At 48.2% G+C, this 1315-nt stretch carries 1 protein-coding gene and 1 pseudogene; both read right to left on the reverse strand.

What is annotated here, in order from left to right:
• On the reverse strand, positions 1 to 578 hold a 578-nt coding region (locus ACFVVF_RS29175), incomplete at its 3' end, for a hypothetical protein (protein ID WP_387816816.1).
• Positions 575 to 1315: pseudogene (locus ACFVVF_RS29180) on the reverse strand (phage tail protein); the annotation flags it as partial. The pseudogene ACFVVF_RS29180 and the gene ACFVVF_RS29175, both read right to left, overlap by 4 nt.

Genomic DNA, 1315 nt, shown 5'->3' on the forward strand with positions numbered 1-1315 from the left:
AGCTCATGTTGATCTCTGTACTCCCCAGCCAGAATGGTCAAATCCTCGCTTTTCCTCATCGCCGCATACCCTTCACTCTCAATTAGTGCTGGTACTCTATCGCGAATATATTCAATAGCAAGCAGATGATATTTCATCGCTTCCTGATGGATGATATGCTCAACGTCCATCGGCGTGATCTTCCGTGCGTAATTCACTCTCTGCTTCTCCAGCTCCCGCTGCCGCTCGAACACCGGATTGAATAAGAAGTCAGCCTGCCACAGGCTGCAGCATTCCTCTTTATCCATATACCAGTCAGCATCATAAAGGTCGATTCGGTATTCCGCTCTTTGCTCCATGAAGCTTGTTCGCAAATAGGAAAAATGGATATATTGAATATCCCGTTTACGCCCTTGCAACTGCAGCTGAGCTGCATGTAAGCACGCCTTTTCAAAGGCCGCAGTCAAGTTGCGGTCAATCCGATCTTTATCCGCCATGTACCGCTCGTTAATCGTAACGAAATCCTGCTGCCACTCCCCCGCCAAATGATTCACGAGCAAGTCTTCCAATGCCGCCGTGCGATCCATAACCGAAATCATACGATGTTCACCTTCCCTCCGCTCATCGTGACATCATCCAGAATGCTTAAGGTGGCGCTAGCCTGCTTCAGATCGACCCCTTCTTCACCCTGTATGATGACTTTGGTTCCGCCGTTAATTTCGATGTCATCCTCGGCGTTTAACGCTATTTTCTTATCGCTGTTAATTTCGATACCACCATCGTCGGTCAAGCGCATGAGCAGCTTCCCGCTTCCGATGATTTCAACAGCGCCAGGCTGGAAAACAATCTGTTTACCGTATTTGGTGCTGATACTTTTAACCGATGGATCGCTTCGTTTCTTTGAATCGGATGATGATAAGTTAACAGAGCTCGCGGCAAATGCGTTGCCGTCCTGCTCGTCGGGAAAGTAGACTCGGATTTGGTCGCCGGTTTCCGGCATGCAGTACCAGCCGCTTCCATCGGGTGAGGAATAAATCGTGGAGTAAGGAAACCAGCTTGCAGTTGCATCGTCCTGGTCTTTGTCGATATCGAGGAACACTTTGACGGTGTCATTGGATATGCCAACAACCTTGCCGAACAGCGACGTTCCCGCTAATGCACGATTGTGCATTTTACCGAAGCTGAACCCCTTGGCATCCATGAATTGATAGGTATGAGTCAGAACGCCATTTCTGAATTCGGTAACAGCGTTATAGACATACAGCTGTCTTTTTTTAAATTCAACGGCATCGCACAGCTCGAATACTTCATTCGTCGTCACTTCATAACGGATGAA

It is taken from the genome of Paenibacillus sp. NPDC058174 (assembly GCF_042883865.1).
Classification (GTDB): domain Bacteria; phylum Bacillota; class Bacilli; order Paenibacillales; family Paenibacillaceae; genus Pristimantibacillus.